Origin of the sequence: Hyphomonas sp. GM-8P, assembly GCF_003263315.1 — a bacterium.
Lineage (GTDB): Bacteria > Pseudomonadota > Alphaproteobacteria > Caulobacterales > Hyphomonadaceae > Hyphomonas.
This window is the reverse complement of the sequence record NZ_AWFE01000064.1, coordinates 20270-46538: the sequence shown is the minus strand read 5'-3', so window position 1 is coordinate 46538 and position 26269 is coordinate 20270. Positions and strand designations below refer to the sequence as shown.

At 62.3% G+C, this 26269-nt stretch carries 24 protein-coding genes and 2 tRNA genes; 10 read left to right on the top strand and 16 right to left on the bottom strand.

The window, feature by feature from the left end; translation table 11 throughout:
• Window positions 1-132 precede the first annotated feature (132 nt).
• A complete protein-coding gene (locus HY26_RS08160; RefSeq protein ID WP_233351568.1) occupies window positions 133-1932 on the top strand; it encodes a patatin-like phospholipase family protein in 1800 nt (599 codons plus the stop codon).
• Window positions 1933-1996: 64 nt separating this feature from the next.
• The gene (locus tag HY26_RS08155; RefSeq protein ID WP_233351567.1) at window positions 1997-3973 is read left to right on the top strand and encodes an ATP-binding protein; all 1977 of its coding nucleotides are present in this window, start codon (window positions 1997-1999) and stop codon (window positions 3971-3973) included.
• 12 nt (window positions 3974-3985) lie between these two features.
• Here the strand turns inward: HY26_RS08155 and HY26_RS08150 are convergent, their stop codons facing one another.
• The 6 genes from HY26_RS08150 to HY26_RS08125 form a co-directional block, all read right to left on the bottom strand.
• Window positions 3986-4534 carry an arsinothricin resistance N-acetyltransferase ArsN1 family B gene (locus tag HY26_RS08150; protein WP_112073345.1) on the bottom strand — a complete coding sequence of 183 codons (549 nt, stop codon included), beginning with the start codon at window positions 4532-4534 and terminating at the stop codon, window positions 3986-3988.
• On the bottom strand, window positions 4531-5703 hold the full coding sequence (locus HY26_RS08145; RefSeq protein WP_034764696.1) for an isovaleryl-CoA dehydrogenase: 1173 nt from the start codon (window positions 5701-5703) through the stop codon (window positions 4531-4533). The genes HY26_RS08150 and HY26_RS08145 overlap by 4 nt, the downstream gene beginning before the upstream one ends.
• 38 nt (window positions 5704-5741) lie before the next feature.
• The gene (locus tag HY26_RS08140; protein WP_051599788.1) at window positions 5742-6902 is read right to left on the bottom strand and encodes a lysozyme; all 1161 of its coding nucleotides are present in this window, start codon (window positions 6900-6902) and stop codon (window positions 5742-5744) included.
• A 105-nt stretch (window positions 6903-7007) separates the two neighbouring features.
• Entirely contained in the window at window positions 7008-8390 is a 1383-nt protein-coding gene (gene mgtE, locus HY26_RS08135) for a magnesium transporter (RefSeq protein WP_034764820.1), read from the bottom strand.
• Between the two features lie 43 nt (window positions 8391-8433).
• Window positions 8434-9606 (bottom strand): acyl-CoA dehydrogenase family protein, encoded by a 1173-nt coding sequence (locus tag HY26_RS08130; RefSeq protein WP_112073344.1) that lies wholly within the window; start codon window positions 9604-9606, stop codon window positions 8434-8436.
• 101 nt (window positions 9607-9707) lie between these two features.
• Entirely contained in the window at window positions 9708-10169 is a 462-nt protein-coding gene (locus HY26_RS08125) for a MarR family winged helix-turn-helix transcriptional regulator (RefSeq protein WP_051599787.1), read from the bottom strand.
• A gap of 264 nt (window positions 10170-10433) precedes the next feature.
• On the opposite strand from HY26_RS08125, the gene HY26_RS08120 reads away from it, so the two are divergent.
• Window positions 10434-11003: a tetratricopeptide repeat protein gene (locus tag HY26_RS08120; protein WP_112073343.1), complete on the top strand. Its 570-nt coding sequence runs from the start codon at window positions 10434-10436 to the stop codon at window positions 11001-11003.
• Between the two features lie 186 nt (window positions 11004-11189).
• On the opposite strand, the gene HY26_RS08115 is transcribed toward HY26_RS08120, so the two are convergent.
• Window positions 11190-11274, bottom strand: a tRNA-Leu gene (locus HY26_RS08115).
• Between the two features lie 85 nt (window positions 11275-11359).
• Between HY26_RS08115 and lipB the strand changes: the two genes are divergently transcribed.
• On the top strand, window positions 11360-12058 hold the full coding sequence (gene lipB, locus HY26_RS08110; RefSeq protein ID WP_112073357.1) for a lipoyl(octanoyl) transferase LipB: 699 nt from the start codon (window positions 11360-11362) through the stop codon (window positions 12056-12058).
• On the opposite strand, the gene HY26_RS08105 is transcribed toward lipB, so the two are convergent.
• From HY26_RS08105 to HY26_RS08085, 5 genes are all read right to left on the bottom strand, one after another.
• A complete protein-coding gene (locus HY26_RS08105) occupies window positions 12043-12816 on the bottom strand; it encodes a hypothetical protein (protein ID WP_112073342.1) in 774 nt (257 codons plus the stop codon). The two genes, lipB and HY26_RS08105, sit on opposite strands and share 16 nt — an antisense overlap.
• 26 nt (window positions 12817-12842) lie before the next feature.
• The gene (locus HY26_RS08100) at window positions 12843-13367 is read right to left on the bottom strand and encodes a DUF805 domain-containing protein (protein WP_112073341.1); all 525 of its coding nucleotides are present in this window, start codon (window positions 13365-13367) and stop codon (window positions 12843-12845) included.
• A 164-nt stretch (window positions 13368-13531) separates the two neighbouring features.
• Window positions 13532-13981, bottom strand: coding sequence for a DUF805 domain-containing protein (locus tag HY26_RS08095; RefSeq protein ID WP_034764672.1), 450 nt, complete (start codon window positions 13979-13981; stop codon window positions 13532-13534).
• A 100-nt stretch (window positions 13982-14081) separates the two neighbouring features.
• Window positions 14082-14615: a DUF805 domain-containing protein gene (locus HY26_RS08090; RefSeq protein ID WP_034764670.1), complete on the bottom strand. Its 534-nt coding sequence runs from the start codon at window positions 14613-14615 to the stop codon at window positions 14082-14084.
• Window positions 14616-14763: 148 nt separating this feature from the next.
• Window positions 14764-16767: an acetyl/propionyl/methylcrotonyl-CoA carboxylase subunit alpha gene (locus HY26_RS08085; protein ID WP_034764666.1), complete on the bottom strand. Its 2004-nt coding sequence runs from the start codon at window positions 16765-16767 to the stop codon at window positions 14764-14766.
• A 148-nt stretch (window positions 16768-16915) separates the two neighbouring features.
• Between HY26_RS08085 and HY26_RS08080 the strand changes: the two genes are divergently transcribed.
• A complete protein-coding gene (locus tag HY26_RS08080) occupies window positions 16916-17884 on the top strand; it encodes a hypothetical protein (protein ID WP_112073340.1) in 969 nt (322 codons plus the stop codon).
• Here HY26_RS08080 and HY26_RS08075 read toward each other — a convergent pair.
• Window positions 17881-18342, bottom strand: coding sequence for an ion channel (locus HY26_RS08075; protein WP_034764664.1), 462 nt, complete (start codon window positions 18340-18342; stop codon window positions 17881-17883). The genes HY26_RS08080 and HY26_RS08075 overlap by 4 nt on opposite strands.
• Before the next feature lie 129 nt (window positions 18343-18471).
• Here HY26_RS08075 and HY26_RS08070 point away from each other — a divergent pair, with 129 nt between their 5' ends.
• The 4 genes from HY26_RS08070 to ald all read left to right on the top strand — a co-directional run bounded on the left by HY26_RS08070 (window position 18472) and on the right by ald (window position 23338).
• Window positions 18472-19287 carry an SDR family NAD(P)-dependent oxidoreductase gene (locus HY26_RS08070; RefSeq protein WP_112073339.1) on the top strand — a complete coding sequence of 272 codons (816 nt, stop codon included), beginning with the start codon at window positions 18472-18474 and terminating at the stop codon, window positions 19285-19287.
• A gap of 174 nt (window positions 19288-19461) precedes the next feature.
• The gene (locus HY26_RS08065) at window positions 19462-20139 is read left to right on the top strand and encodes a TorF family putative porin (protein WP_112073338.1); all 678 of its coding nucleotides are present in this window, start codon (window positions 19462-19464) and stop codon (window positions 20137-20139) included.
• 170 nt (window positions 20140-20309) lie between these two features.
• Window positions 20310-22133 carry a cation:proton antiporter gene (locus HY26_RS08060; RefSeq protein ID WP_051599784.1) on the top strand — a complete coding sequence of 608 codons (1824 nt, stop codon included), beginning with the start codon at window positions 20310-20312 and terminating at the stop codon, window positions 22131-22133.
• Between the two features lie 89 nt (window positions 22134-22222).
• Entirely contained in the window at window positions 22223-23338 is a 1116-nt protein-coding gene (gene ald, locus HY26_RS08055) for an alanine dehydrogenase (RefSeq protein ID WP_112073337.1), read from the top strand.
• A gap of 84 nt (window positions 23339-23422) precedes the next feature.
• On the opposite strand, the gene HY26_RS08050 is transcribed toward ald, so the two are convergent.
• Both HY26_RS08050 and HY26_RS08045 read right to left on the bottom strand, forming a co-directional pair.
• The gene (locus tag HY26_RS08050; RefSeq protein WP_051599783.1) at window positions 23423-23956 is read right to left on the bottom strand and encodes a phospholipid-binding protein MlaC; all 534 of its coding nucleotides are present in this window, start codon (window positions 23954-23956) and stop codon (window positions 23423-23425) included.
• Between the two features lie 341 nt (window positions 23957-24297).
• A tRNA-Leu gene (locus tag HY26_RS08045) sits at window positions 24298-24381 on the bottom strand.
• A 245-nt stretch (window positions 24382-24626) separates the two neighbouring features.
• Here HY26_RS08045 and HY26_RS08040 point away from each other — a divergent pair.
• Window positions 24627-25061, top strand: coding sequence for a hypothetical protein (locus HY26_RS08040; RefSeq protein WP_146740198.1), 435 nt, complete (start codon window positions 24627-24629; stop codon window positions 25059-25061).
• Here the strand turns inward: HY26_RS08040 and HY26_RS08035 are convergent.
• Complete coding sequence (locus HY26_RS08035) at window positions 25058-26269, bottom strand: acetyl-CoA C-acetyltransferase (protein ID WP_112073335.1); 1212 nt, start codon at window positions 26267-26269, stop codon at window positions 25058-25060. The two genes, HY26_RS08040 and HY26_RS08035, sit on opposite strands and share 4 nt — an antisense overlap.

The window sequence follows — 26269 nt, the reverse complement described above, 5'->3', positions numbered from 1 at the left end:
AGCCTCCCTTCAGAAGTTTTTGGCAGGCTTAACTGCCTCTGGGTCAGGTGTCACGCGTGTGTCACCGGTTTTTACCAGACTGGCGAAAAAGCCCTCTAGGAAAGACCGCAGTCGATGCGCATGTTCAGAAATATGAAGCTGGATATTACGACATCCCTGAAGGCGATTGCCTTCCTCAAGGATGTGCCGGCCAAGGCGATGAAAGCGGCCGGGCGCGAAGCCTCATGGTTTTGCGTGCCGGCGGGCGGGACGCTGTTCCTGCGCAACGAACCGGCCGACATGATCTATTTCGTCCTGTCGGGCGCACTTGGCGCTTTCCGGGCGAACCCCAACGGGCAGACCGAATTTGTCGGCCATATCCGCCCCGGCGAGCCGGTGGGCGAGATGGCGCTGTTCCTGGGCGGCGTTGACCTCGACGGAGACGGCTCCCCCAATAACGCACCCCATACGAGTTCGGTGTATGCGCTGCGCGATTCCGAAGTTGTGGGCTTCTCGCGCGAAGGCTGGCGGCAACTGGTCAAGTCCGAGCCGGAACTGCTGGAGCACATGATCCGCATCATCCTGCGCCGGGTCGGTCGGGAGGGACAGCGCAATGTCAGCGCCGCCCCGAAAGTCTTCACGCTGGTGGCGACCTCGCCGACCATCGACCTCGAATTGCGTGCCAAAGCGCTGAAGGCAAGCGTCGAGGCCCTCGGCAAGACCGCCATCGTCGTGGGCGAGCGCATGGGCGAGGACAAGCCCGCTGCCTTCTTCGACGACCTGGAACAACGCCATGACGTGGTGATCCTGATCTCGACCATCGGCGATACGCGCTGGTACCGCCTCTCCGTGCGCCAGGCAGACCGGATCTGGGTGGTCGGCCGAGCCGATGCCAAGCCGTCCAATCCGCTGATGCCGGAAGATGACTCCCCTGCCCGCGAACTGAAACTGGTCGACGTGCTGCTACTGCACCCGGGAGACAATCGCCGCGCCTGCAAGCCGGTCGAATGGCTGGAAGCGGCGGGCGCGAGCCGCCTGTTCCACTGGCAGGGCATGGAAGGCGCAAATTGTGACCGGCTCGCCCGGGTCATGGCGGGTGTATCGGTCGGGCTGATACTCTCCGGCGGCGGCGCGCGCGCCTATTCGCATATCGGCGTGGTGCGGGCGATGCGCGACCGCGGTATCCCGATAGACTTTGTCGGCGGGGCTTCCATGGGCGCGGTGATCGCCGCCTGTGTGGCCATGGGCTGGGACGATGCCGAGATCGACATGCGCATCCGCAAGGCCTTCGTCGAGAGCAATCCACTGGGCGACTATACACTGCCCGTGGTCGGCATGGTCAAAGGCGTGCGCGTGAATGCCCGCCTGAAGGAGCATTTCGGAGACGTGGAGATCGGCGACCTGGAGCTGCCCTTCTTCGCCACATCCACGAATTTGATGACCGGGACGCAGCGCATTCACCGGACGGGCCTCCTGCGCGATGCGTTGCGTGCCACGATCTCCCTTCCGGGAATCCTGCCGCCGGTTGTCGATGGCAACGAACTGCTGGTCGATGGCGCCGTGCTGAACAATTTCCCGGTCGATGTGATGCGGGACATGCATCGCGGTTTTGTCATCGGTTCCGATGTGACACGCCAGCCAGAGGGGCTGAAGATCGACGAGTTTGAAAAGCCCGCAGGCTTTTTCCGCTGGGTCGCGCGGCATGGATTCTCCAATCCGCCGCCGATCGCCGGCGTCCTCATGCGAGCGGCGACGATCCGGGCCGATACCCAGTTCGGGCGGGACATAACGGACGTGCTGATCCTGCCTGAACTGGCGGAAACCGAGCTGCGCGACTGGGAAAACTACGACGTCAGCGTCGAGTCCGGCTATCAGGCCGCCCTGCTCGCGCTGGATCAAGCTCGTCTGGCATCACCCATCCGGCCGGAAACGGCGGTTCTGACAAACCTGTAATTTTCAATACAGTATTAAGCATATTCGGGCAGCTTCCATCAGGGCTGAAGGGGGAGGATGGGAGATGCTGCGCATGGATATGGCGCTTTGGGATATGTTGCCGGTGGTCATTTGCGAGACTGCCGCCGTTCGTGATGAATCCGGAAAGCTGATTGATCTTCAATGGACCGCTTCCAATCGGCTCATGAATGAGTCGATCCTGCCTGACGGTAAAAGCATTATCGGGATGCGCATCTTCGAATTCGACCCGGCGTACAAAGATACCGAAATGGTCCGCGCGGTCACCCATGTGATCGAGACCGGAGAGTCGCGCACCTTCACGACCGCCAAAGGCCGGGCAGCCAGGATGCTCGGCAAGATCATGAAGACGACAATCATCCCGGTCGAGCGCGATGGCGAACGCCGCGCGCTGTCTGTTTCTCACGAAATCACGGATATCGCCGAAGAACGGGACGAAGCGGTACGCTTGTATGAGCTCGCTAAAACGGCGTGTGATCATGCCCTGCATGGCATTATCCTCAACGATGCCGCCGGACGAATCACCTATGTGAACCGTGCGCTTTGCGAAATGTCCGAATATTCCGAAGAGGAACTCATCGGCCAGGATGTTGGCATCCTGACGGGTGATGAAACCTATGAGCCGGACCCCGAGCTGGCGATGAAACTCGCCAGCGGCGAAGTCCTGCGTCACGTCACCCAGGCTGAGACGCCGACAAAGTCCGGCGGCACCAACCAGGTGGAACTATCGCTCACCAGCGCCCGCTGGGGCAAAAAAGGCGAACGCGTCTTCATCACCTATGTCCGCGATATCCGCGAGGAACGCCGTCAGGGGCACGAACTGCGCGATGCCCTGCACCGCGCCGAACAGGCGACCCGGCTGAAATCCGAATTCCTGGCCAATATGAGCCATGAAATCCGTACGCCGCTGAATGGCGTGCTCGGTATGACGCAGGTTCTGGCGCACACCAGCCTGACGCCGGACCAGCGCGAGCAGGTCGCCACGATCCTCGATTCCGGCAAGACGCTGATGTCGATCCTGAACGACATTCTGGACCTGTCGAAAATCGAAGCCGGCAAACTGGAAGTCACGCCGGTGAACGGGGACTTGCGCCACAAGTTGAGCCGCATGATCAAGCTGCATGCAGCAACGGCTGAGGAAAAGGGCATCCAGCTCCAGTTGTTCATCGACCCAAGCGTGCCGTCCCGAATGAAGTTCGACCCCGTACGTGTGCGCCAATGTGTCGGCAACCTTGTTTCCAATGCCATCAAATTCACGGAAAAAGGTGAAGTGATGGTCGTGGTCACCTGTGAACCAACCGAGAACGGACATACGCGCGTGATCGTTCACGTGTCCGACTCCGGTTGCGGTATCCCGGCAGAGAAAATGGACCGTGTCTTTGAAAGCTTCTCGCAAGCCGACGGGTCCACAACGCGCCGCTTTGGCGGCACCGGCCTCGGCCTGCCGATCACACGGAAACTGGCCCGGATGATGGGCGGCGACGTTACGGTTGTCAGCGAACCTGGCCGCGGATCTGTCTTTACCCTGAAGTTCGAAGCGGAAGCCGGCGAAGTGGTCCATCTGCACGAAGCCGTGCTGCCGAAGCCTGCTGCGCCGCAGACCAAACAGGTCGGCCTTGGCGGCCGCCGCGCTCTGGTCGTGGACGACAATGGCATCAACCGCCGGGTCGCGCGTACCTTCCTTGAGCATTATGGCCTCGTCGTATCGGAAGCCGGGGACGGCAACGAAGCGCTCGAAGCGCTTGATTACGAACCGTTTGACATCGTCCTAATGGACATTCACATGCCGGGCCTCGATGGCGCGGAAGCCTTCAAGCGCCTGCGCAATTCCGCCAGCCTGAACCGCGTCGTGCCGGTCATTGCCCTGACCGCGGACTCCATGCGCGGCGACCGGGAAAAGTATCTCGCCAAAGGCTTTGACGGTTACGTCGCCAAGCCGATTGATGAGCGGTCGCTCGTCACGGTGATCGGACAGGTGCTGAGCGTTCCAACCGAATTCGAGGAACGCCGCGCACGGGCCTGACGGGGCGGCTCTCTATCGCTTCAAGAATTCCGGCAGCGCCACGGGATCGCCCGGTATTCCGGGCGCGTCGGTCAGGATTTTCTGCCACCAGCCGACATCGTGCCAGGCGCCAAGCTTGTAGCCGACATCCCGGTAAGTCCCGAGATGCGTGAAGCCGAGACGCTCATGCAGCGCAATGCTGGCGTCATTCGGCAGGGCGATCCCGGCAAAGGCGTTCCGGAAGCCCTGCCCTTCCAGCATGTCCAGCAGACGGACATAGAGCTGCATCCCGGCGCCTTTGCGCTGGGCGTCCGGCGCGACATAGACGCTGACATCGCAGGACCAGCGATAGGCCGCCCGCGCCCTGTGCTGGGAGGCATAGGCATATCCAAGCGGCGTGCCGCCTTCTTCCCCAACGAGCCAGGGGTAGGTCTTCAGTGTGGATTCAATACGCTGAGCCATCTCTTCCGCAGAAGGTGGCTCCATCTCGAACGAAATGACCGTTTCACGCACATAGGGCGCGTAGATGCCGGCGATCCATCCGGCGTCGTCAGACGTCGCCAGGCGGATCTTCAGGCTCATGCGGTTTCGCCGAACAGCTCCCGTCCGATCAGCCAGCGGCGGATCTCGGACGTCCCTGCCCCGATCTCGTAAAGCTTCGCGTCGCGCAGCAAGCGGCCGGTCGGATATTCGTTGATATAGCCATTCCCGCCGAGGATCTGGATCGCATCGAGCGCGAGTTTCGTTGCCGTCTCAGCCGCATAGAGGATCGCGCCAGCGGCATCCTTGCGGGTGGTCTCGCCCCGGTCGCAGGATTTGGCGACGGCGTAGACATAGGCCTTGGCCGCGTTCATCTGGACATACATGTCTGCGACTTTGCCCTGGATCAGCTGGAACTCGCCGATCGACTGGCCGAACTGTTTGCGGTCGTGAATGTAGGGGATCACGACGTCCATGCAGGCCTGCATGATGCCGGTCGGCCCGGCCGACAGCACGGCGCGTTCGTAGTCGAGCCCGCTCATCAGCACACGGACACCGCCATTCAGCGGCCCCATGATGTTCTCTTCCGGCACTTCGCAATCCTCGAAGACAAGCTCACCCGTCTCCGAGCCGCGCATACCCAGCTTGTCGAGCTTCTGCGCGACGGAAAAGCCTTTCATGTCCCGCTCGATCAGGAAGGCGGTGATGCCTTTCGAGCCAGCCTCAGGCTCCGTCTTGGCATAGACCACGAGGACATCTGCATCCGGCGCATTGGTGATCCACATCTTGGTGCCGTTCAGCACATAACGGTCGCCCTTCTTGTCTGCGCGCAGCTTCATCGAGACGACATCTGACCCTGCCCCGCTCTCACTCATGGCGAGGGAGCCGAGGTGCTCGCCGGTCATCAGTTTCGGCAGGTAGCGCGCCTTCTGGGCGTCAGAGGCCCAGCGGCGGATCTGGTTCACGCAGAGGTTCGAATGGGCACCATAGGAGAGGCCGACGGACGCGGACGCGCGGGAGATTTCCTCCATCGCGACGACATGCTCGAGATAGCCGAGGCCGGTGCCGCCCCATTCCTCTTCAACCGTAATGCCAAGCAGGCCGAGCTCGCCCATCTTGGGCAAAAGGTCACGTGGAAACGTGTCCGTCCGGTCGATCTCGGCGGCGCGGGGCGCGATCTCGTTCTGGGCAAAACTTGCCACGGTTTCACGGATCATGTCGGCGGTTTCGCCGAGGTCGAAGTTCAAGGTGGGATATGTGTTCGCAATCATGGCGACTGACTAGCAGGCCGTTCCCGGCCTGTCAGCAGTCAATCCTGCCGGGTGATCGCGCGATAGAGATAGTAGATGGCCAGCACGCTCAGGAGGGCCGAGCCAAAGGCCAGAAGCGGCCCGACAAAGGCCTCGCCTTCACCGGCCGGAAAGCGCTGGGCAGCCGGCAGGGCCGTACGGCGCACACCTTCGAACACACCCCACAGGCCCAGCCCGGACAGCAGCGCATACGGCAGCCAGCGCATGACGCTGATGTCGCCATTCAGGCCATTGCTGCGCGATGGCGGAAGCGCCGGCGGACGCAGGATTTCCCGGCGGCCTTCTGACGGCACGGGCACAGGGCGAGCCGGCGCGGGCCTTGCCGGATGGCGCGGCGGCGCAGCAGGGGCCGGGCGGGCTTCGATCACGGTATCGTCCGGGAGCTCTTCCCCTACCCCGTCCGGCTCTGCCAGAGCGGAGACGGCGCGGGTAATCTCGTCGGCTGTAGGTACACTCGTGTCGGTGGCTTCCGGAGACGCCGTGCGTTCCGCTTCGTCGCCGAGCAGTTTCGTCATACGCTCGCCCACGGCGCGGGCAGCGGCTTGCGCTGCGGATTCGGAGACAGGTCTCGGAGGCGCAGCAGATGTGCGGCCATCTTCGGTACGGGCTTCGATCACCACGGCCCGCTCGCGGGACATGGCCAGTGCGGCGCCCGGGTCGAATTGCGGGCGCAACAGCGCGCCGGGCACCGGGATACGGCCCGATGGGTGTTCCAGGAACAGGGCTTTCTCGGCCGCACGCCGGCGCACCAGCGCATCCACCACGCGGACTTCGCCATCGACCCGGCCTTTGCGCCAGGCCGACATGCCTTCGGCGGCCTGCAGGCGCTCGCCGCTGTTCAGCAGCGCCAGCACATTGGATTCGAGAAAGGCCTTTGGCCCGATATTGAACGCAAAGGAGACCAGAGCATCAAATTCGTTCTGGGTCAGCGGTGTCAGGACGGACTCGCCGATCAGCGTTTCGATCGGCTTCAGGTCATGGTGGCGCAGGACGAGTTCAGCGTCCGCGCGGGTGACCCGCAGGCCTTCGCGGGCCCCGGCTGTGTGTCCGTATCCGACGATCCAGGTGCCATCCGGCAGGCGGGTTGCGCGCGCGCGGAAGCCCTCGAAGCTCTTGATAAGCTCGACCCCGGCTCCAGACGTGCGAATTGGCAGGGCCAAGAGACGTGGCTCCCGTATTGAAACAGTTGGTGTTTTTCTATGCCGCACCCGTGCAAATAGCGCGCCTTTTCCCCTGAGGCGGGAGTCCGTCGCCTTTGCAGGACGTCAGAGCAGAACCAGTGTCGCCAGCCCCAGGAAGGAGAAAAATGCCATCACATCGGTCAGCGTCAACACGAAGACCGAGGAGGCCACCGCCGGGTCGGCGCCCAGCTTCTTGAGTCCGAGCGGCACGAGGATGCCCGAGAAGGCCGCCCACAGGAACGTCGCCAGCATGGCGATCCCCAATACAATCGACAGTTCCACATCGTGGAACCAGACAAGCGCCACCAGTCCGACGCCCACGGCGAACAGCAGGCCGTTCACCACCCCGCTCAGCGCTTCCCGCAGGATGGCCCGGCGCACGGCATCGCCTTCCAGCTGGCGTTCGGCGATGGCGCGCACGGCCACCACAAGGCCCTGGCTGCCGGCATTCCCGCCCAGCGCTGCGACGACTGGCATCAGGATCGCCAGCTGGACGACCTGGTTCAGCGTACCTTCGAACAGCGAGATAATACCGGAAGCGATGAACGCCGTGACGAGATTCACAGCCAGCCACGGCGCCCGCGCGCGCACTGTATCGACGACGGAGTCTGCGCCGTCAGCGGAGCTGACGTTGAGCAGCGAGAACAGGTCTTCCTCGGCCTCTTCCTGGATAACGTCGACCATGTCGTCGACCGTGATCATCCCGACGAGGCGCCCGGCAGTGTCCTTCACCGGCGCAGACGCCAGCGAGTATTTCTGGAACTGGAAGGCCACTTCTTCCTGGTCCATGTCTGTGCGTATGTCCGACAGCGGATCGGTCATGATGTCGGAAAGCTGTACCTCGCGCGGCGTGCGCATCAGCGTCGCCAGCTGGACGATGCCCTGCAGCCGGTAGGCCGGGTCGATGACATAGATCTCGTAGAAGACTTCCGGCAGCTCCTCGCCGAGCTCGCGGGCATGGTCGATGGCGTGGCCGACGGTCCAGTATTCCGGCACGGCCACGAATTCCGTCTGCATGAGACGGCCGGCCGATTCCTCTTCATAGGCCAGGCCGCGTTCCAGCTGGGCCCGGTCGAACGGCTCCAGGTCCTCGAGGATGCGTTCGCGGCGCTCGTCCTCAAGGTCTTCCAGGATGACGGTTGCATCATCGGAATCGAGTTCGTCGAGGGCGCTCGCAACGGCGGTGTCCGGCAGGACGTCGACAGCCTCTTCGCGATAGGAATCGCGCAGTTCGATCAGGATGTCGGAGGGCAGCTCCCCACCGAGCAGTTCGACCGCTTCAGAGAAGGTGTCGAATGGTAGTGCTTCCAGCAGGTCGGCCGCGTCGGCCGGGTGCATACGCTGCAGTGTCCGCGCCAGCCAGCGCGTATCCTTCTCATCGATGGCGTCGATGAGGTCGTCCAGCAGATCCGGATCGACATTCGGCGGCTCTGGCGCCGGATTGGGAGGCGTGGACACATCGGTCATGGCGCCTGTCTTGCCGCTGTTGCTGCGCCGCGGCAAGAGGGCGTCAGGCAGACCGGCTGAGTTCTGCCTTCTTGATCTTCTTGGCGAGCGACCATTTGTGCACTTCGGTCGGCCCGTCATAGATGCGGAAGGCGCGGACCTCGCGGAACAATTGCTCCACGATCGTGTCACGGGTCACGCCCATGGCGCCCATGACCTGCACACAGCGGTCGGCCACGCGGAACAGTGCCTCAGACACCGCAACCTTCGCCATCGAGCTTTCGACATTGCCGTTCTCGCCGGCATCCAGTGCGTCGGCGCACCAGTCGATCATCAGCTCGGCCTGTTTCAGGTCAATCTGGTTCTCGGCCAGCATGAAGCCGACGCCTTCATGATCGACCAGCAGCTTGCCGAACGCCTGACGGCGGCAGGCATAAGTGGTGGCAATTTCGTGGGCACGCGTTGCGACGCCGTGCCAGCGCATGCAGTGCGACAGGCGCGCCGGGGCCAGACGGATCTGCGCATAGCGAAAGCCTTCGCCGGGATTGCCCAGCATGTCGCTCGCCGGGACGCGTAAATTCTCGATGCGGATTTCGGCATGGCCGCCGGGCATCGAGGAGTCGATCGTATCCAGCAGGCGGACGATCTTGATGGCGGGGTGCGGCAGGTCGACGAGGAACATGCAGGCCCCCTCTTCCGCCTTCGCCATGACGATACCGACGGAGGCGCCTTCCGCCCCGGTGATGTAGGTCTTGTGGCCGTTGATCACCCACGCGTCGCCATCCTGCATGCAGACAGTCTTCATCATGGACGGGTCCGACCCGGCGCCGTTGTCGGCCGACGGCTCGGTCATGAAGAAAGCCGAGCGCGCTTCACCGGTCAGCAGCTTGTCGAGAAAACGGGCACGCTGGGCGTCGGTGGCCACCTTGCCCAACAGGAACATGTTGCCTTCATCCGGTGCGCCGGTGTTGCAAGCGACCGGACCGAGGGGCGACAGGCCGGACTTCTTCAGCACGTGTGCCGTGCCCCGCTGGGTGAGGTGCGTGTGGTCAGGCAGGATGTGCGGCGTCATCACGCCGGCCTCGCGGGCCTTGGCGCGGAGTTCCCGGACCAGGTCCTCCGAAGGGCCATGATCCTCCAGACGCGGGTCACGCTCATAGCTGGCAACGGTTTCGCGGACGAAGCGTTCGACGCGCTCGCCGATTTCCTCGGCCAACGCCTGATCGGGATAGGACATGGGTTACCTCTGCACTGGATCTCTCGCGGCGTATCTGCCGGTCAGGTCAGCAGAGGACAAGACCTGTCGCAACGTCGCCAATGCGGACAGTTTGTTTCGGGTCAGGCCGACAACACGTCCGGGCGGACTTCCCGCAAGGCCTCTGTCAGATTACCGAGATGGGTGTCGCCCAGCACAGCCTCCATCTTTGCCTGAGCGGCTTTCCAGTAGGGCCGCGCTTCTTCCAGTTTCTTGAGGCCGAGCGTGGTAAGCAGGACGCGGCGCTTGCGGCCCGTCCCTTCATTGCCGCGGTGGACGTAGCCCGCCTTTTCCAGCGGCTTCAGGTTCCGGGACAGGGACGTCCGGTCCAGATTCATCAATTCGGCCACGCGCGAAATCGAGTCCGGCTCGTACCGGCCGATCACATGCAGCAGGCCAAACTGGGTGATGGTCAACCCGGTCGGGCGCAGCGCATCGTCATAATGACGGGTGATCAGGCGTGCTGCGCGTAGCACGCGGCCCGCCACGCACGTCCCCGTCACTTCGGACAGGAGTTCATCTGAGTCGATCTTCCCGGGCATCATGCCGTGTATATGCAGTCTTTTAAAAAGAAGTCCAATCACGCCTAGTTTTACTATGGTCACGCTTTAGAGGCCATATCTGGAAAACTCAATATAGTGCATATACACTACTTACAGGTTCGGCATCACCCTTTCAGACACCTCCGTATGCCGGCCTCACTCTCACCCCGTCCGGCTTTCCTCGGCCGGACGGGATCTTTCCCCGCACGCTCCGGCTCAGCTGGTATCGTGCATATACACTAAAATAGCCGCTGAAAGGCACATCCCATGTTCTCCTCCCGAAACATCACCGCCGGCCTGCTCGCTCTCGGCTTTGCCGCCGACCCCGCTTTTGCCGCCCCGGACATCTATTACAATGGACCTGCTCCCGCCGAAGCCTGCGCCGATGGCGTGGCGATCCCCGGCGCAGCCTCTCCGGAACTGAAACGGATCTGTGAGGACGCCCTCAAGGACGATTCCCTGACGCTTGCGGACAAGACAGCCACGCTCGCCAATTCCGGGATCGTCAGCCTGCGTCTCGGCGACTTCGAGCCCGCACTCACCCGCCTGAAGGAAGCCTCCGACCTCGGCCCGAAGCGCGGCGACGTGTCGGTCAGCCTGGCGGCCACGCTGATCCGGCTCGGACGGCCGGAAGAAGCGGTTGCTGCACTGTCGGACATCGATGCCGTATCGCCGGAAAACCAGCACATCGCCTACTACAACCGCGCGCTGGCCTACTGGGCGCTGGAAGAGACCGAAGAAGCCTATCGGGACTTCTACACCAGTGCTGCCCTCAAGCCGGGATTCGCGCCTGCCGAGGAAGCGCTCGGGCAGTTCAAGGTGGCTTCAGTGGAGTGAGCAAGCATACCGCGAAGATTCATTCGATCACTCAAATTGGTCCACCGGATCGAATTGGGTGATCGAGCAGCCTTGAGCCTGTTTCATCGCGGAACGCAGTGAAGCGGGAAACATCAATGGATTCATTCATTCGCGAAAACCGATCCTCGATCGATTTTTTGGCGCGGAGCGCCAATCGCGAATGAATGGTGCGGTCGAGAGGACTCGAACCTCCACGGGTTGCCCCACAGCGACCTCAACGCTGCGCGTCTACCAATTCCGCCACGACCGCACTTGTCTCATTCGAGGCGAAGGCGCCGTATAAGGCCCACCTGCCGCTTTGTGAAGCCCCGAATACACCCTATATGCGGGGCGTGATGCACAATTTTCCTCCTGTCCAATGGGCCGTGTCTGATCGGCCGGTTCCGTACGAAGATGCACTGGCCTTCATGGAGGCGCGGGCGCGGGCAATTCATGATGACAGTGCGCCGGAACTTGTCTGGTTCCTGGAGCATCCGCCGCTTTATACGGCGGGCACTTCAGCGAAGCTGGACGACCTTCGGGATCCGTCCCGCTTCCCGGTTTTCGATGCCGGACGCGGCGGGCAATACACCTATCACGGCCCCGGCCAGCGGGTGGCCTATGTGATGCTGGATGTCGGCAAACGTGGCAAGGATGTGCGCGCCTTCGTCCAGAACCTGGAAAAGTGGATCATCACGGCGCTGCAGAGTTTCAACATCGAAGCCGGCCCCCGCGACGGCCGTATCGGTGTCTGGGTCGACCGGACGCAGGCTGGCGGTCCGCCGCGCGAGGACAAGATCGCCGCCATCGGCATCCGGCTGAAGCGCTGGGTCAGCTTCCACGGCATCAGCCTGAATGTGGAACCGGACCTTGAGCACTTCACCGGCATCACGCCCTGCGGCATCGCCGATCCGCGCTATGGCGTGACGAGTCTCGCCGACCTCGGCATCCCGGCCGCGATGGCGGACGCCGACATCGCCCTGCGCGACGCGTTCGAGACGGTGTTCGGCAGCCAGCTCGTGCCGGTGCCCTGCCCGCTTCAGCCCGCCGCGTAAGCCGGCGGTAGCTCTTCCTCACCCTGTGCGATGTCGCTGCCGGTCCGGAACCGGCCGACGCCTCCATTCGGAATGCGGGCGACATAGAGCAACGACCACAACATCACAAGGAAAGAGGTAGGCACCCAGAGCATCGTGGCAAAGCCGAACCCGCTGCTGGCCGCCATGTCCCGCTCGCTTGGCGGCGGACCAGGCCGGCGGCGCTGTTGCTGCTGTTGTGGCTTCGCCTCGGTATTCGCAGCCGCGGCGCTTTCCCCGGCAGGGGCTTCAGCCGTCACGGCAGGCTTCGGTGCATGCATTTCCTCGTACTTCTTGATGCCGCCCTGAGCCCCCAGATAAAAGCCTACCAGACCGAGCATCAGGGGCAGCAGGACGATCATCGCCCAGATCGGGGATTTATGTGCCTCGTTGAAACGGCGCACATGCGCGACCCAGGAGGTCAGCTCCGTCACTAGCGTGAACACAAAGAACGGCAGCAGCAGTTCCGGGATCGGAAGAACCAGGGCTTCGACCGGCTTCCAGAGACCACTCAAATTCGCCCCGGCGAGCGACGCAACAAAAACGGCGAACACCGGCACGATGAACAACAGGAGCCGTCCCATAAACATCAAGGTCCACGCGCGCGTGAAATGCAGCTTCGGGCTGGAGCCGAGCGGATTGAACAGGACCTGTCCCCAATTCATGTCATGGGGGTTGTCACGGGCATCCTTGATCCAGGGACGGTGCGGATCAATCGCGTCGGGATAGTAGGGTTTCATGCGTGGGCAGGTCCTTGCGCGGGGAGTCAGGGGGCGTCAGAGCGGCCGGTTGCCGGTCCGTGCGCGTTGGTATCCGGATCGGATGGCAGGCGGGCACCGACCAGGGCGAGGCCGGCGCTGGTAAGCAGAAAACTGGCGAGCGTTGTCAGGGCGGTGCCGCGGGCGATCTGCAGGGCATGCTCCTGCTGGGCCTGCAACATGCCGCTGAAACCGTCCTTCAGCCCAATCTCCTGGATCTGGGTCATCAGTGGCATCATGCCGGGTGACAGGACCGGCAGCAGCACCGCGTTCAGGATGGATGACGCCACGACGAACCCGAACAGGAACAGCAGGTTGAACCAGGCCGTCTGTCCGGCATCGTGCAGCCGTTTTCCGAATACGCAGAAATAGGCCCACAACATCGGATATTGCAGGATCGCCACACCGATAGAGGCAACGACTGTCAGGACCTGGATGACCGTTCCGGCACCCGTCAGCAGGATCAGGCCACGCAGGAAGTCGCGCGAGCCGATCCGGCCTCTCGGGTTCAGCAGGACATGGGAAATGTCCATAACTTGTAATTCTCCTGTCGTCAGGTCGGGTCGTCTGGCGCGTTCTTATCAATAAACGATAAATTTACGCAAGAGAAACCCGCACAATAAAGAGCCGGACCACGAAAGGGCCCGGCTCGGAAGGTTACGTCCGGCCGCGGCCGGGATCGAAGCGAAAGCCGCGATCAGACGAACGTGTCAGCAGCGCCAGCGGTCGGGTTCGCCGGATCCGGACCATACTTGTTCGGGCCCTTGGTGCCCGGGATACAGGCGATGACGATCATGGCGATGGAAGCGATAAAGCCAACCACCGGGATCACGCTGGCAACGACAAGGCCGAGATAGATCCAGCCAGTCTGGTTGATGTCGTGCAGGCGACGCACAAAGAGTGCGATGCTGGGAATGACAATGGCGAGACCATAGATGGCGATCAGCGCGATCAGGATGAAGCCGATCGGCGAGACTTCCTCGGTGCGCATATTGATGCCGCCCAGACCGAAGAACAGGACCGCCCAGACGATGCCGATGATGAGGTTGAACAGGTAGACCCACCAGTATTCCGAACGCATCGAGCGTCCCTGGAAGTCGACATAACGTGCAAAGAACATTTTTACTGCGTCGGGAAAGCTGACCATTTCAGGTCTCCTTGTGTTGCCGGGCCCCCCTCTGAAGCACCCGTACGGTTGATCATTCTGACTCGGTGCCGCCCGCCAAGGGCCGGCAGAACTCTACTGACTAACTGAAACTGGTGGCTGCACCGCCCGGACCCGGGCCGTACTGGTTGTCGTTCGGGTCGGTCTTGAACAGGCTCATCACAAAACCGACCACACCCGTTACAATGCCGGTGGACAGGATCGATGGCAGCAGCTGCGCCTGGGACATCCGCTTGGATTCCTGCATGACGTAAGCCATCGCCGCACCCGGATCATTGGAGGAGAGATAATCCTCCATGTTCTCTTCCATTTCGCGCTGCATGGAGGCGACATCCACGCCGAACAGGCCCGGCAGGATAAAACTGGCGACGGCGGAAACGACGATGCCGAGCACGATCATGGCCAGTGTCAGCCAGCCGGTCTTGCCGGCATCGTGGAAGCGTTTCACGTGTACGGCGATCCACGGCCAGATGAAGATGATGCTCGCAAAGCCCAGGAACGGCGACACATAGGCCGAAACGACCGTCAGCACCGCGCTGATGCCGAACAGGATCAGGACAGCCCGCCAATAGGTGGGCTGGTCGATGCGTCCATTCGGACTGAAAAGAAGTTCCATTGCCGGTCCCCGATATGATCTTTCGATACAGGGGGAAATCTGCCCTCCCCCCGCAGGACTTGCCGGGCGGCAATCTAGGCCAGCCCGGACATCCCTGCGGCAGGATAGCGCGGCAATTTGATTATTGGGAGGTTAATTCGCCCCCGATTTAGGAGAACTCGACCATAATTTCGTCGGCCGCGACGCTGTCACCCGCCGCCACGTTGATCGCTTTGACCGTTCCGGTTGCTTCAGCCCTGATAATATTCTGCATTTTCATGGCTTCGACAACGCAGACAGCTTCGCCTTCCTGCACTTCCTGATCGAGCTCCACATCGATGGACACAACCAGGCCGGGCATTGGCGAAATAATCAACTTCGACGTGTCAGGCTTCGGTTTCTCAGGCAGGCGGGCATGGAGCTCGGCGATCTGCGGCGTGCAGACCAGCGCACGCAGAGACACACCGCGATGACGGAAGACATAGCCTTCGGTCCGGTCCGCAAACTTCACGGCGAATGCCTTGCCGTCCAGCGTGCCTTCGACGAGGTGCTGGCCGGGCACCCAGTCGGTAACCAGCGCGTGCGGCTTGCCGCCATTGATGGAGATTTCTGCATCGCCGTCACCGCCGAGATCCAGCGTGACGGGATATTGCTTGTCGCCAAGAATGACGATCCACTCGCGGCGCGCTTCCGGCACCGGCGCCATGCGGCCGGACGTCAGCGCCGCGCGGCGGGACAGGAAGCCGTGTACATAGGCAGCAGCACAGACCAGCTGGGTTTCCTGCGCCTTCGTCGGCGGCACACCGTCAAAGCCGTCCGGGAACTCGTCCTTGATATAGGCCGTGGTGATGTTGCCAGAGCGGAATCGCTTCTCGTCCATCACGGCGGCGATGAACGGGATGTTGTCCTGAATGCCTTCGATGTGGAACCGGTCCAGTGCTTCCCCATGGACATCGAGGGCCGTGTCGCGGTCCTTGCCCCAGGTGATCAGCTTGGCGATCATCGGGTCGTAGAACATGGAAATCTCGTCGCCTTCGCGGACGCCGCTGTCCATGCGCACTTCGCCTTCGCCCAGCTTACCCTCACCCGGCGGGTGGAAGCGCTTCAGGCGGCCGATAGACGGCAGGAAGTTGCGATACGGATCTTCTGCATACACACGGCTTTCGACTGCCCAGCCATTGATGCCGATATCCGACTGCTTGAGCTTGAGCTTTTCGCCATAAGCGACGCGGAGCATCTGCTCCACGAGGTCGACGCCGGTGATCATTTCGGTGACCGGGTGCTCCACCTGCAGGCGGGTGTTCATTTCAAGGAAGTAGAAGCCCTTGTCCTTGCCGGACGCAACGAACTCAACGGTGCCGGCGCTGTCATAGTTCACAGCCTTGGCAAGGGCGACAGCCTGTTCGCCCATCTTCTTGCGGGTTTCCGGATCAAGCAGCGGCGACGGCGCTTCCTCGATAACCTTCTGGTTCCGGCGCTGGATCGAGCACTCGCGCTCATTCAGGTAGATGCAGTTGCCGTGCTTGTCGCCCAGCACCTGGATCTCGATGTGGCGCGGCTCGAGGATGAATTTCTCGATGAAGACGCGGTCGTCGCCAAAGGAGGATTTCGCCTCCGCCTTCACGGCCGGGAAGCCCTCTTCGACTTCCTTGTCATTATAGGCGACGCGGATGCCCTTGCCGCCGCCGCCGGCCGAGGCCTTGATCATGACCGGATAGCCGATGTCCTTGGAGATCTTCACGGCCTCTTTCGTGTCCTCGATCAGGCCCATATGGCCCGGCACCGTGCTCACGCCGGCTTCGGCAGCGAGTTTCTTGGAGCTGATCTTGTCGCCCATCGCATCGATGGCGAAGGCGTTCGGGCCGATCCAGCCGATCCCCTCTTCTTCGAGGCGCTTAGCAAAGCCGGGGTTCTCGGACAGGAAGCCGAAGCCCGGATGGATCGCTTCAGCGCCGGTGGCCTTCACGGCCTCGATGATCTTGTCGGCAACCAGGTAGGATTCCGCAGCCGGGGACGGTCCGATATGAACGGCTTCGTCCGCCATTTCGACCGCCATGGAGCCAGCATCGGCGTCTGAATAGACGACCACCGTCTGCACGCCCAAACGGCGGCAAGTCTTGATGACACGGACGGCGATTTCGCCCCGGTTTGCAATCAGGATCTTCTTGAACATCTCTACCCCGGCAGGCCTGTTGAAACTTACAGCTTGCCGCAGTTACGCCGCACACCGGAACTTGTCCACACATGACGGAGCGACAAAAGGCCTTGAGAATTGCAGCGATTTATGTTAGTGAACGCTCACTATTGAAAAGGAGGCTGCCATGGCTACGATCCGGATTGATCCGCAGCAATTACAGGCCGCGGGCCTGATTGATGCCGAAATGGCCCAGCTGATTGCGGCGCACGCCTTGCCGGATTCCCGGTTCGGCCTGTTCGTGAACCTGTCCCTGATCATGGGCGCGCTGGCCGTGGCGGCGGGGACAATTGCCCTTGTGCCTGACGCTACGACAGGTCTGCTGCTCGCCATCGTGGCCGTTGCCGCAGCCGAAATCACTCGCCGGTTCGCGCCCGGCGCGTCTCTGAAGGTGCTATCAGCGGGTCTGGCGCTGATGGGGGTTCTGGGCCTCGCCGGCTGGATCGGCTGGCAATATGAAGACGCCCCCGACACAACAATGCCGGCCCTGCTCATCACCTTGTTGCTGGGCGCCGGGGCCGTCTGGTTCCGCTCGGCGTTCCTTATGGTCCTGTCCGTCCTGGCCTTCGGCGCCGTCTTCGGCACCGGTACCGGCTACTGGCATGCCTGTTACGGCCTGTTCGTCGAAGAGCCGATCATGACAATCGCCGTGTTCGGCGCGTTGACGGCTGGTCTTTACGCGCTGCGCAGCCGGATCGCCGAAACCTGGAAGAATCTGGCCAGCGTCGCTGCCCGCACAGCCTTCTTCCTTGTCAATTTCGCCTTCTGGGTCGGTTCGCTCTGGGGCGACGACCTCGGCCCGGCCTACCGCTATTCCGATGAGACCGACTGGGAAACCTGGCGCGCGGCCACCACACATGTGCCTGAAGCCGTGTTTTCCATCGGTTGGCCCGTCCTGCTGGTCGCGATCATGGCGCGCAGCCGGAATGGCGGTTTCCTGTCGGTGACATCGACCGTTTTCCTCGCGATCCACGCTTATACGCAGTATTTCGAGACGTTCGGCGCCCACCCGTGGACGCTGCTGGTTGGCGGGATTGTCCTGGTGGGCCTGGCGGTCGGCGCAGCGAAGCTTATGAAACTGCCAGCGAACACCTAGTCGTCCAGACCCTCGATCTTGGCTTCGAATGCCCGCACGCGGGCTGTCAGGGAGACAAGGAAGGCGGTCGACCAGCTGATCAGCAGGAAGCCGTTCATGGATTCCGCCACGCCCAGCATCCGCCATTTGTGCGACAGGATCACGTCGCCAAAGCCGACGGTGGTGAAGGTCGAGGTGGAGAAATAGACCGCCGTTTCGATCTGGTGCAGTTCACCCAGGAAAAGATAGGCGAAGGCATAGAGCCAGATCTGCAACGAATGCAGCGCAAACAGGCTGAACACGACGATCAGGATACCAATCCCCTGGCCCAGGGTTTCGCCCATTTTCGACGTCCGGCGCCGGAATTCCCGCCCCCGCTGGCGCAACAGGGCTGTCAGGCCGACCAGCCCGGCAAAGTGGATCGAGAACGTGATAGCGACCATGACTGTCGCCACAGCCAGATTCTGGAACAGGATCATGTCCTGAGCCTCCATAAGTACACGCCTGTTTACCCAACAGCCATTTAGCTTTCGTTGACGGAGCGAAAATCTGCCGCCACAAGCGCAGTCACAGCAGAAGACACACAAAAACAGGCAGGGAGGCCGGACATGGCAGACAGCAAGGATCTCGCAGGGCGCAAGGCGATCGTCACAGGGTCGGCCACCGGGCTTGGACGTTCGATTGCCCTGCGGCTGGCCGAGCGCGGTGCCGATGTGATCATCAACTGCACCAAGTCCGTCACCGATGCCGAACAGACTGTTTCCGATTGCCAGGCTGCCGGCGCGCAGGCCCGGCTGGTGCAGGCGGATGTCTCCACCGAAGAAGGCTGCAAGGCCCTTGCGGATGCCGCCAGCACCTGGGGCCGGCTGGATATTCTGGTCAATAATGCGGGAATCACCCGTCACGCCCGCGATCATGCGGACCTTGACGCCCTCTCCCGGCAGGATTTTCTGGACATCTACGCCGTCAACGTCGCAGGCCCCTTCCTGATGATGCAGGCCTGCAAGTCGCTTCTGGTGAAATGCCATGAGGAAACGGGCCGGGCGGCCGCAGTGCTGAACGTGTCCTCCATTGCAGGCGTCACCGGGGTCGGCTCTTCGGTCGCCTATGCTGCCTCCAAAGGCGCTTTCAACACGATGACGCTGTCTTTGGCCCGGGCACTCGCCCCGGCGATCAGGGTTAACGCAATCTGTCCGGGATTCATCGGCACGCGCTGGTTCAAGGATCAGATGGGTGAGGAACAGTACCGGAAAATGGAGGCGGGTGTCGCCGCGTCAGTCCCGCTCAATGTGGCCAGTGGCCCCGATGATATTGCAGATTCGGCCGTTTTCTTCTGCACGGATGCGAGTCGGCATGTAACCGGCGAAACGCTGCTTGTGGATGCCGGAATGCATCTCGGTTACGCACCTTTGGCGGCTCGCTAACCCATTCGTGACGCCCAAATTCGAGGCAGCACTGCCTCAAGTCTGCTCAATTCAGCGGCGATCCTTAACTCGGTACCCGGATAACTTCTTTTTCAGTCCGCCGCTGCACAAAGGCGCGGCAATCTGACCCCGGCGCTCAACGAAGCGCGCTTATCAAGAACGGGGAAGTTCAAAATGGTATCCAAGTTTACACGGGCGGGGGTCGCCCTCGCAGCACTCGCCGCCGCAGCCGGCGGCGCCTATGCGGAAGGCGAATGGTCGGGCAATGTCGCGCTGACGACTGACTATGTCTGGCGCGGGGTTTCGCAGTCCAACGAAGATTTCGCCATCCAGGGCGGCTTCGATTACTCCAATGGCATGTTCTACGCCGGCACTTGGGCGTCGAACGTTGATTTCGGCGACGAGCCGGAAGACGCCAACCTGGAACTGGACCTGTATGGAGGTCTCGCGGGGGAGACTGAAAGCGGGATCAGCTGGGACGTCGGCTTCATCTACTACGCCTATCCGGACACGGAAGAAGCAGACTACGACTTCGTCGAACTGCAGGGTGCGCTCGGCTACACATTCACCGGCGGCGTATCCGTCGGCGGCGCCGTGTACTGGGATCCGGACAATGAGAACATCTATGTCGAAGGGTCTGCCGGTTACTCCTTCACCGACAACTTCTCGATGGATGCAACGGTCGGCAACTACAGCTTCGATGCTGGCGGCGACTACACCAACTGGTCGCTCGGCGGCACCTACTCCCTGCCGATCGGCATCGATGTCGACGTGCGTTACTGGGATACGGATGTGGACGGTGTCGGCATCTCTGACGAGCGCGTTGTCCTGACACTGGCGAAGTCCCTCTAAGGCTTCGAATTCCTCCAACTGCGCGGGGATCATGCCCTCCTCCACGCGCAGCAAGGTGAAGGCCGCTGGTTCCCGCCGGAACTGGCGGCCTTTGTTTTACCCCATTCCCTTCCTATCTGTAGCATAACGGGGGTACCCCAAAACCAGATTGGCCAGAAGGAGACGATTGCGTGGCAGCCGAGTTCACCCCTGTGCAAGCTGTGGATGCGCTCGTCCCGGCGATCACGCTGCTGGGTTTCGGCGCGGCATCCGCACTGGTGACGAAAGCCGCGCGGCTGAGCCCCATCGTTGGCTACCTCATTGTTGGCATACTGATCGGGCAATACGGTCTGGACCTGATTCACGAAAGTTCGGCCACGCACCTGCTTGCTGAACTCGGCGTTGTGTTCCTGCTGTTCGACATCGGCATGCATGTCTCCATGCGCGAGCTGAAGGAAAGCCGGCGGGACCTGCTGGGCCTTGCCCCGGCACACCTGATGCTGACCGGCCTGATGAGCGCCGGCGCGCTCTGGATGATCGGGATCGCCTGGCCAATTGCGCTGGCCGTCGGGCTCAGCCTTGGCCTGTCCTCCACGGCCGTTGTTGCCCGTATCCTGACAGAGCGGGAACAGAATTCCTGCCCCATCGGGCGCGCCGCCACGCATGTCCTGATCTTCCAGGACATGGTGGCGATCTTCCTGATGATCTACGCCACATCGCTGGGCGGCGCGGAAACCGGCGCCTCCGGCCTTGCGGGCGTCATCTCCACCCACCTCCTTGCCGGGGCCGACCTGCCGCTGATTGGCTCCTTGGCCCTCTCGCTGGTGCAGGCGGGGCTCGCCTTCTATGCCGCGGTGCTGGCCGGCAAGTTCCTGATCAATCCGATCTTCCGCACGCTGGTGGCGATCCGCAACGAGGAAGCCTTCACGGCCTTTACCCTGCTGTTCGTGCTGGCCGCCGCCTGCGCAACGGCCATGAGCGGCCTGTCGCTGACGCTTGGCGCCTTCCTGGCCGGCCTCGCCGTGTCCGGCACGCCCTACCGCCACGAAGTGCAGACCGAGATGGCCCCTTTCCGCAGCCTGCTCCTCTCCTTCTTCTTCATCAGCGTGGGCCTGTCCATCGACGTGCCTGCCCTCCTCCGCAACCTGCCGCTGGTCCTGCTGGCCGCCGGCGGCCTGATCGGCTTCAAGACCGCGCTGGGCTTTGCCGCCGCGCGTCTCAATGGCTGGAGCGTGCCGGGCGCAACGCAGATGGCCTTCCTGCTGGCGCAAGGGTCGGAATTTACGCTCGTCGTGCTGTCGCTCGGCGCCATCGTCACCGGCATGCCCGGCCCGCTGATGAGCAGCGTGGTCGCCGCCGTTGCGCTGTCGCTGGCCATCGCGCCGGTCTGGGCGGACCTCGGCGCGCGCCTCTCCCGCGAGATCGTGCGCCGGACCCAGTCCCGAACGGAGGCGGCGCCGGCCAGCACTCCGCTGCTCGACCGCCCGGTCATCATCGTTGGCATGACGCAGACCGGCCGCCTCGCCGTCGACGCGCTGGAAGATCACGGCATCCCCTATCTTGCGACGGAGTTCGACCCGGACCGGCTTCTGTCTGCTGTTGCGGACGGATACCGCGTCTCATTCGGCGACGCGTCGAACCACAAGCTGATCGAGGCGATCGGCGGCAACCAGGCCCGTGCCATGGTGCTCGGCATTCCGCGCTACGAAGTCTCGCTTGAAGTGACACCGGTCGTGAAGCGGCGATTCCCGGATCTCAAACGTTTTGTCACCGTCGACAATGGCGAGGACATGGAGCGGTTTTCGAATCTCGGCATCCGCACCCATTTCGCGATGGGCGAACCGCGCGGCATCGAAATGGTGATCGACATGCTGAACGCGCTTGGCGTGCCTGAAGAAAAGGTCAGCGCCTGGATCAGCTACGAAACCGAACGCTTCGCGATTGGCGAAGCCAAGTCTGACGAGGATGATGACGACCTCGATCCCGCGGAGCCGGACCTCGACAAGGCCGCCTGACGCGCGCGCCTGGCGCCCGGAGGAAGTGCGGGCTGGAAATTGCGTAAAATGAGGTCTATAGGCACCATCATTCCCCTCAGGAGGCTGAAATGCGCATTGGTGTTCCAACAGAAATCAAGAAACAGGAATCTCGTGTCGGCCTGACACCGGAAAGCGTTGGCGAGCTGGTCCGGGCTGGCCACGTGGTCGTCATTCAGGATGGCGCAGGCCTCGGGTCCGGTTTCCCAAATGAGGATTACACCAGGGTCGGCGGCAAGATCCTGCCAGACGCAGACGCCGTTTTCAAAGACGCCGAACTGATTGTGAAGGTGAAAGAACCGCAGCCGGAAGAGACCGCGCGCCTCACGCCGGAGCACACGCTCTTCACCTATCTCCACCTCGCGCCGGACCCCGTGCAGGCCGAAGGCCTCAAAAAGTCCGGCTGCCTCGCTATCGCCTATGAGACCGTCACCGATGCGCAGGGCGGCCTGCCGCTACTGCGCCCGATGAGCCAGGTGGCCGGCCGCATGTCGATGCAGGTCGCGGCCTGGGCCCTGATGCGCACCAAGCGTGGCCGCGGCATCCTGCTGGGCGGCGTGCCAGGGGTCATGCCCTCCAAAGTCGTCATCATCGGCGGCGGTGTCTCCGGCACCCACGCGGCAGAGATCGCGGTCGGCATGCGCGCAGACGTGACCGTGTTCGACCGCAACAATCGCCGCCTCGACGAGCTCGACAGTGAATTTCGCGGCAGCCTGAAGACGATGTACTCCACGGCCCATTCCCTCGCCGAAGCCATCAAGGAAGCCGATCTTGTTATCGGCGCCGTGCTGATCCCCGGCGCGGCCGCCCCGAAACTGGTCACGAAAGCGCAGCTGAAGACCATGAAGCCGGGCGCCGTGCTCGTCGATATCGCGATCGACCAGGGCGGCTGTTTCGAGACCAGCCACGCCACCACGCACGAAGACCCGATCTATGAGGTCGACGGCGTGCTGCACTATTGCGTGGCCAACATGCCGGGCGCCGTGCCGCGCACATCCACCTACGCCCTGAACAACGCCACCCTGCCCTTCGTGATGCAGATTGCGAACCTCGGCGCGCGTGAGGCGATCAATGCGAACCCGCACCTCGCCAACGGCCTGACGGTCGACGCCGGCAAGATCGCGCATGAGGCTGTCGCCCATGATCTCGGGGAAGACTATGTCCGCCCGGCCTGGCTGAAAGCCTGATCCCGGCCGAAGCCGACTGGAAACAAGCAAAAGCCGTCCGGACGCACCGGACGGCTTTTAATTTTTACACAGACCAAATCAAAGTCAGGACAGCGCCGCAATGGCGTCATCGATCGTGGCGCGGGGACGATCAAGGATCGCGCTGATCTGGGCGCGCTGTTCGATGGCCAGCCACAGGCCGAGCACTTCGACGTCCACGACGCGCCATTCGCCGTTCCGCTCGATCACGCGCCAGCGCACGGTCATCGGGTCTTCGCCCTTTGGCGTGACCCGGGTTGCGACGATGGAGTCGGTCGCGCTGCGGTCCTTGGACCCAAGCACAACGATTTCGGCTTCCTGGAACTTGTCGGCATTATCCCGGAACGTGTCTGACAGGAACACGCTGAGCGCCTCGGTGAAGCGGGCTTGTTCGTCTGCACTGACACGGCGGGCGTGCTTTCCGAGGGCGAAGCGGGCGACGGCGGCGATATCGATCGAACGGGTAAAGGCTTCTTCGCCTTTCACCGGATCGGAAATGTCGGCCGCAGCGCCTGCAATCAGCGCCTCGGCCTCTGGGCCTGCCAGCGCCGGCAGCGGCGCCAGGGCGATGACGGCGGATGCGATGAGCGTGCGGATCATGAAACTCAATCCTTCAGGTTGAACGACACACTACATATGGCGTGCCACCCCGCTGAGTTCCCCGAGTAACTATATAGTAATCATGCGGATTGCGCATGAACCCGCCCTCTTGAAACGGCCGAATCCGAATCAGGCGCGGCTTTTGTGCCACATCGAAACAGTTCTGTTTCAGGCTGAAGCGATACGGACCTGCTTGTGTTTTTCCGGTCACAAGCCCCTGCGCCTAAAAGAGTTTTTGGTAAACCGGCCGGTAACCACAAAAAGAACGTCCAAACAGCCGCCTGCAGCCGGGCCAAACGTGCGGAGATCAGGCTTTGAAAAAATAAACCGGGAAAACGGGGTGGTGCGCGCTGTGGGACTCGAACCCACACTCCCGAAGGATGGGGATTTTAAGTCCCCTGTGTCTACCATTCCACCAAGCGCGCGAACCCTTGTGGTTGCCTTTCTGGCATACACGCCCAATCCGCGACAACACCATGTGTCATCATGAACTTTGAGCATGTCTCAGAATGACAAAGCCCGGATAATCCCCGCAAAATTCAGCTTCCACAGGTCAATCCGGCCGCTTCATCGCACCGTCAAGGAATCCTTCCGGCCGGGGGTGGACTTGGCGGACCTTGCCGGGCGATGCTGCGCGAAGAACGCCGCACCCCGCCGGCAGGAGGAGACGATGCTGAAAGCCCTGCCCTTCCTGTGGTTCCTGCTCGCAGCATTAGGCGCAGCCGCGCAGCTGTTCGTGGCACGCATGGCGGGCGGAGACGCCATGGGCACAATGCTGATCAGCGCCGCGTCCACAGTCCTTATCACAACCGTCAGCACGATCGGCATGGCACTGGTCTACCTGCTGATCCTGCGCACGCGGCCTTCGCTGTCCGTGGCGATTATCGGCTACAGCCATTTCTTCCTGGCGAGCGCCGCTTATGTCGGCCAGACGGTCGGCACGCTGGAGCGCAACCGGTACCTGTCCGGCACAGGAGACATGACGGCCGCCAGCTTTGCTTACACCGCCAGCGGCCTTGCCAACCTGCTGGCCGGCATTGTCTTCATCCTGGCGCTGATCGTGGCGCTGAACACGCGCCACGAACGCCTTGAGGATATATTCTAGACGACGCGCTCGAAGACAGCAGCCAGTCCCTGCCCGCCGCCGATACACATGGTCTCGACGCCATAGCGGGCTTCGCGGCGGTCCATCTCACGCAGCAGCGTGGTCAGGATGCGCACGCCCGTACAGCCAACCGGGTGGCCCAGCGAGATGCCGGAGCCGTTGACGTTCAGGCGGGTCATGTCGTCGTCGCTGAAGTTCAGCGCCTTGGTGCAGGCAAGCACCTGCGAAGCGAAGGCTTCATTCAGCTCGAACAGGTCGATGTCCTTCAGTTCCAGGCCGGCACGCGTCATGGCTTTCTCCGAAGACGGAACCGGGCCAATGCCCATGACTTCCGGGCCGACACCGGCCACCTGCCAGGACAGCATCCGGCCGAGCGGTTTCAGGCCATACTTGTCAGCCGCTTCGCGCGTACAGACGATACAGGCCGCCGCGCCATCGTTCTGGCCGGAAGCGTTACCTGCCGTGACCGTGGCGTCCGGATCCGCCTTGCCGCGAATGGCGCGGAGAGAGGAAAGTTTTTCCAGCGTGGAATCGGCGCGGATATGCTCGTCCTTGTCCACCACCGTATCGGACTTGCGACCTTTCACCGTGAACGGAATGATCTCGTCATCGAACTTTCCAGCGGCCTGAGCGGCGGCGGCTTTCTGGTGCGAGTTGAAGGCGAACTCGTCCTGTGCTTCGCGGGTGATCTGGTAGTCACGGCGCAGGTTCTCTGCCGTCTCGATCATGCCGCCCGGCACCGGGTGGTACTTGCCGCCCGCCGTGTAACGCCCGCGGGAAAGGCCGTCATGCAGCATCAGGCCGTCGCCCTTGATGTCCCAGCGCATATCAATGGAGAAGAAGGGCGCATTCGACATGCTCTCTGCCCCGCCCGCGATGACGAGGTCGTTTGCGCCGGACCCGACCTGCATGATCGCATTGATCACCGCCTGCAGGCCTGATCCGCAGCGACGGTCGATCTGGTAGCCGCCAGTCGTCGTGGCAAGACCAGCGTCCAGCGCCACCATGCGTCCGAAGGCCGGGGCCTCCATGGTCGGGTAGCATTGCGCAAAAATGCAGTCTTCGACCGCCTCTGCCGGCAGGCCGGTGCGCTTCATCAGCTCGCTGATGACATGGCTCGCCATCTCATGGGCATGCACGGTCTTGAAGCTGCCGCCAAAGCCGCCGACCGCGGTACGTACGGGCTCACAGATTACAACGTCTCTCAT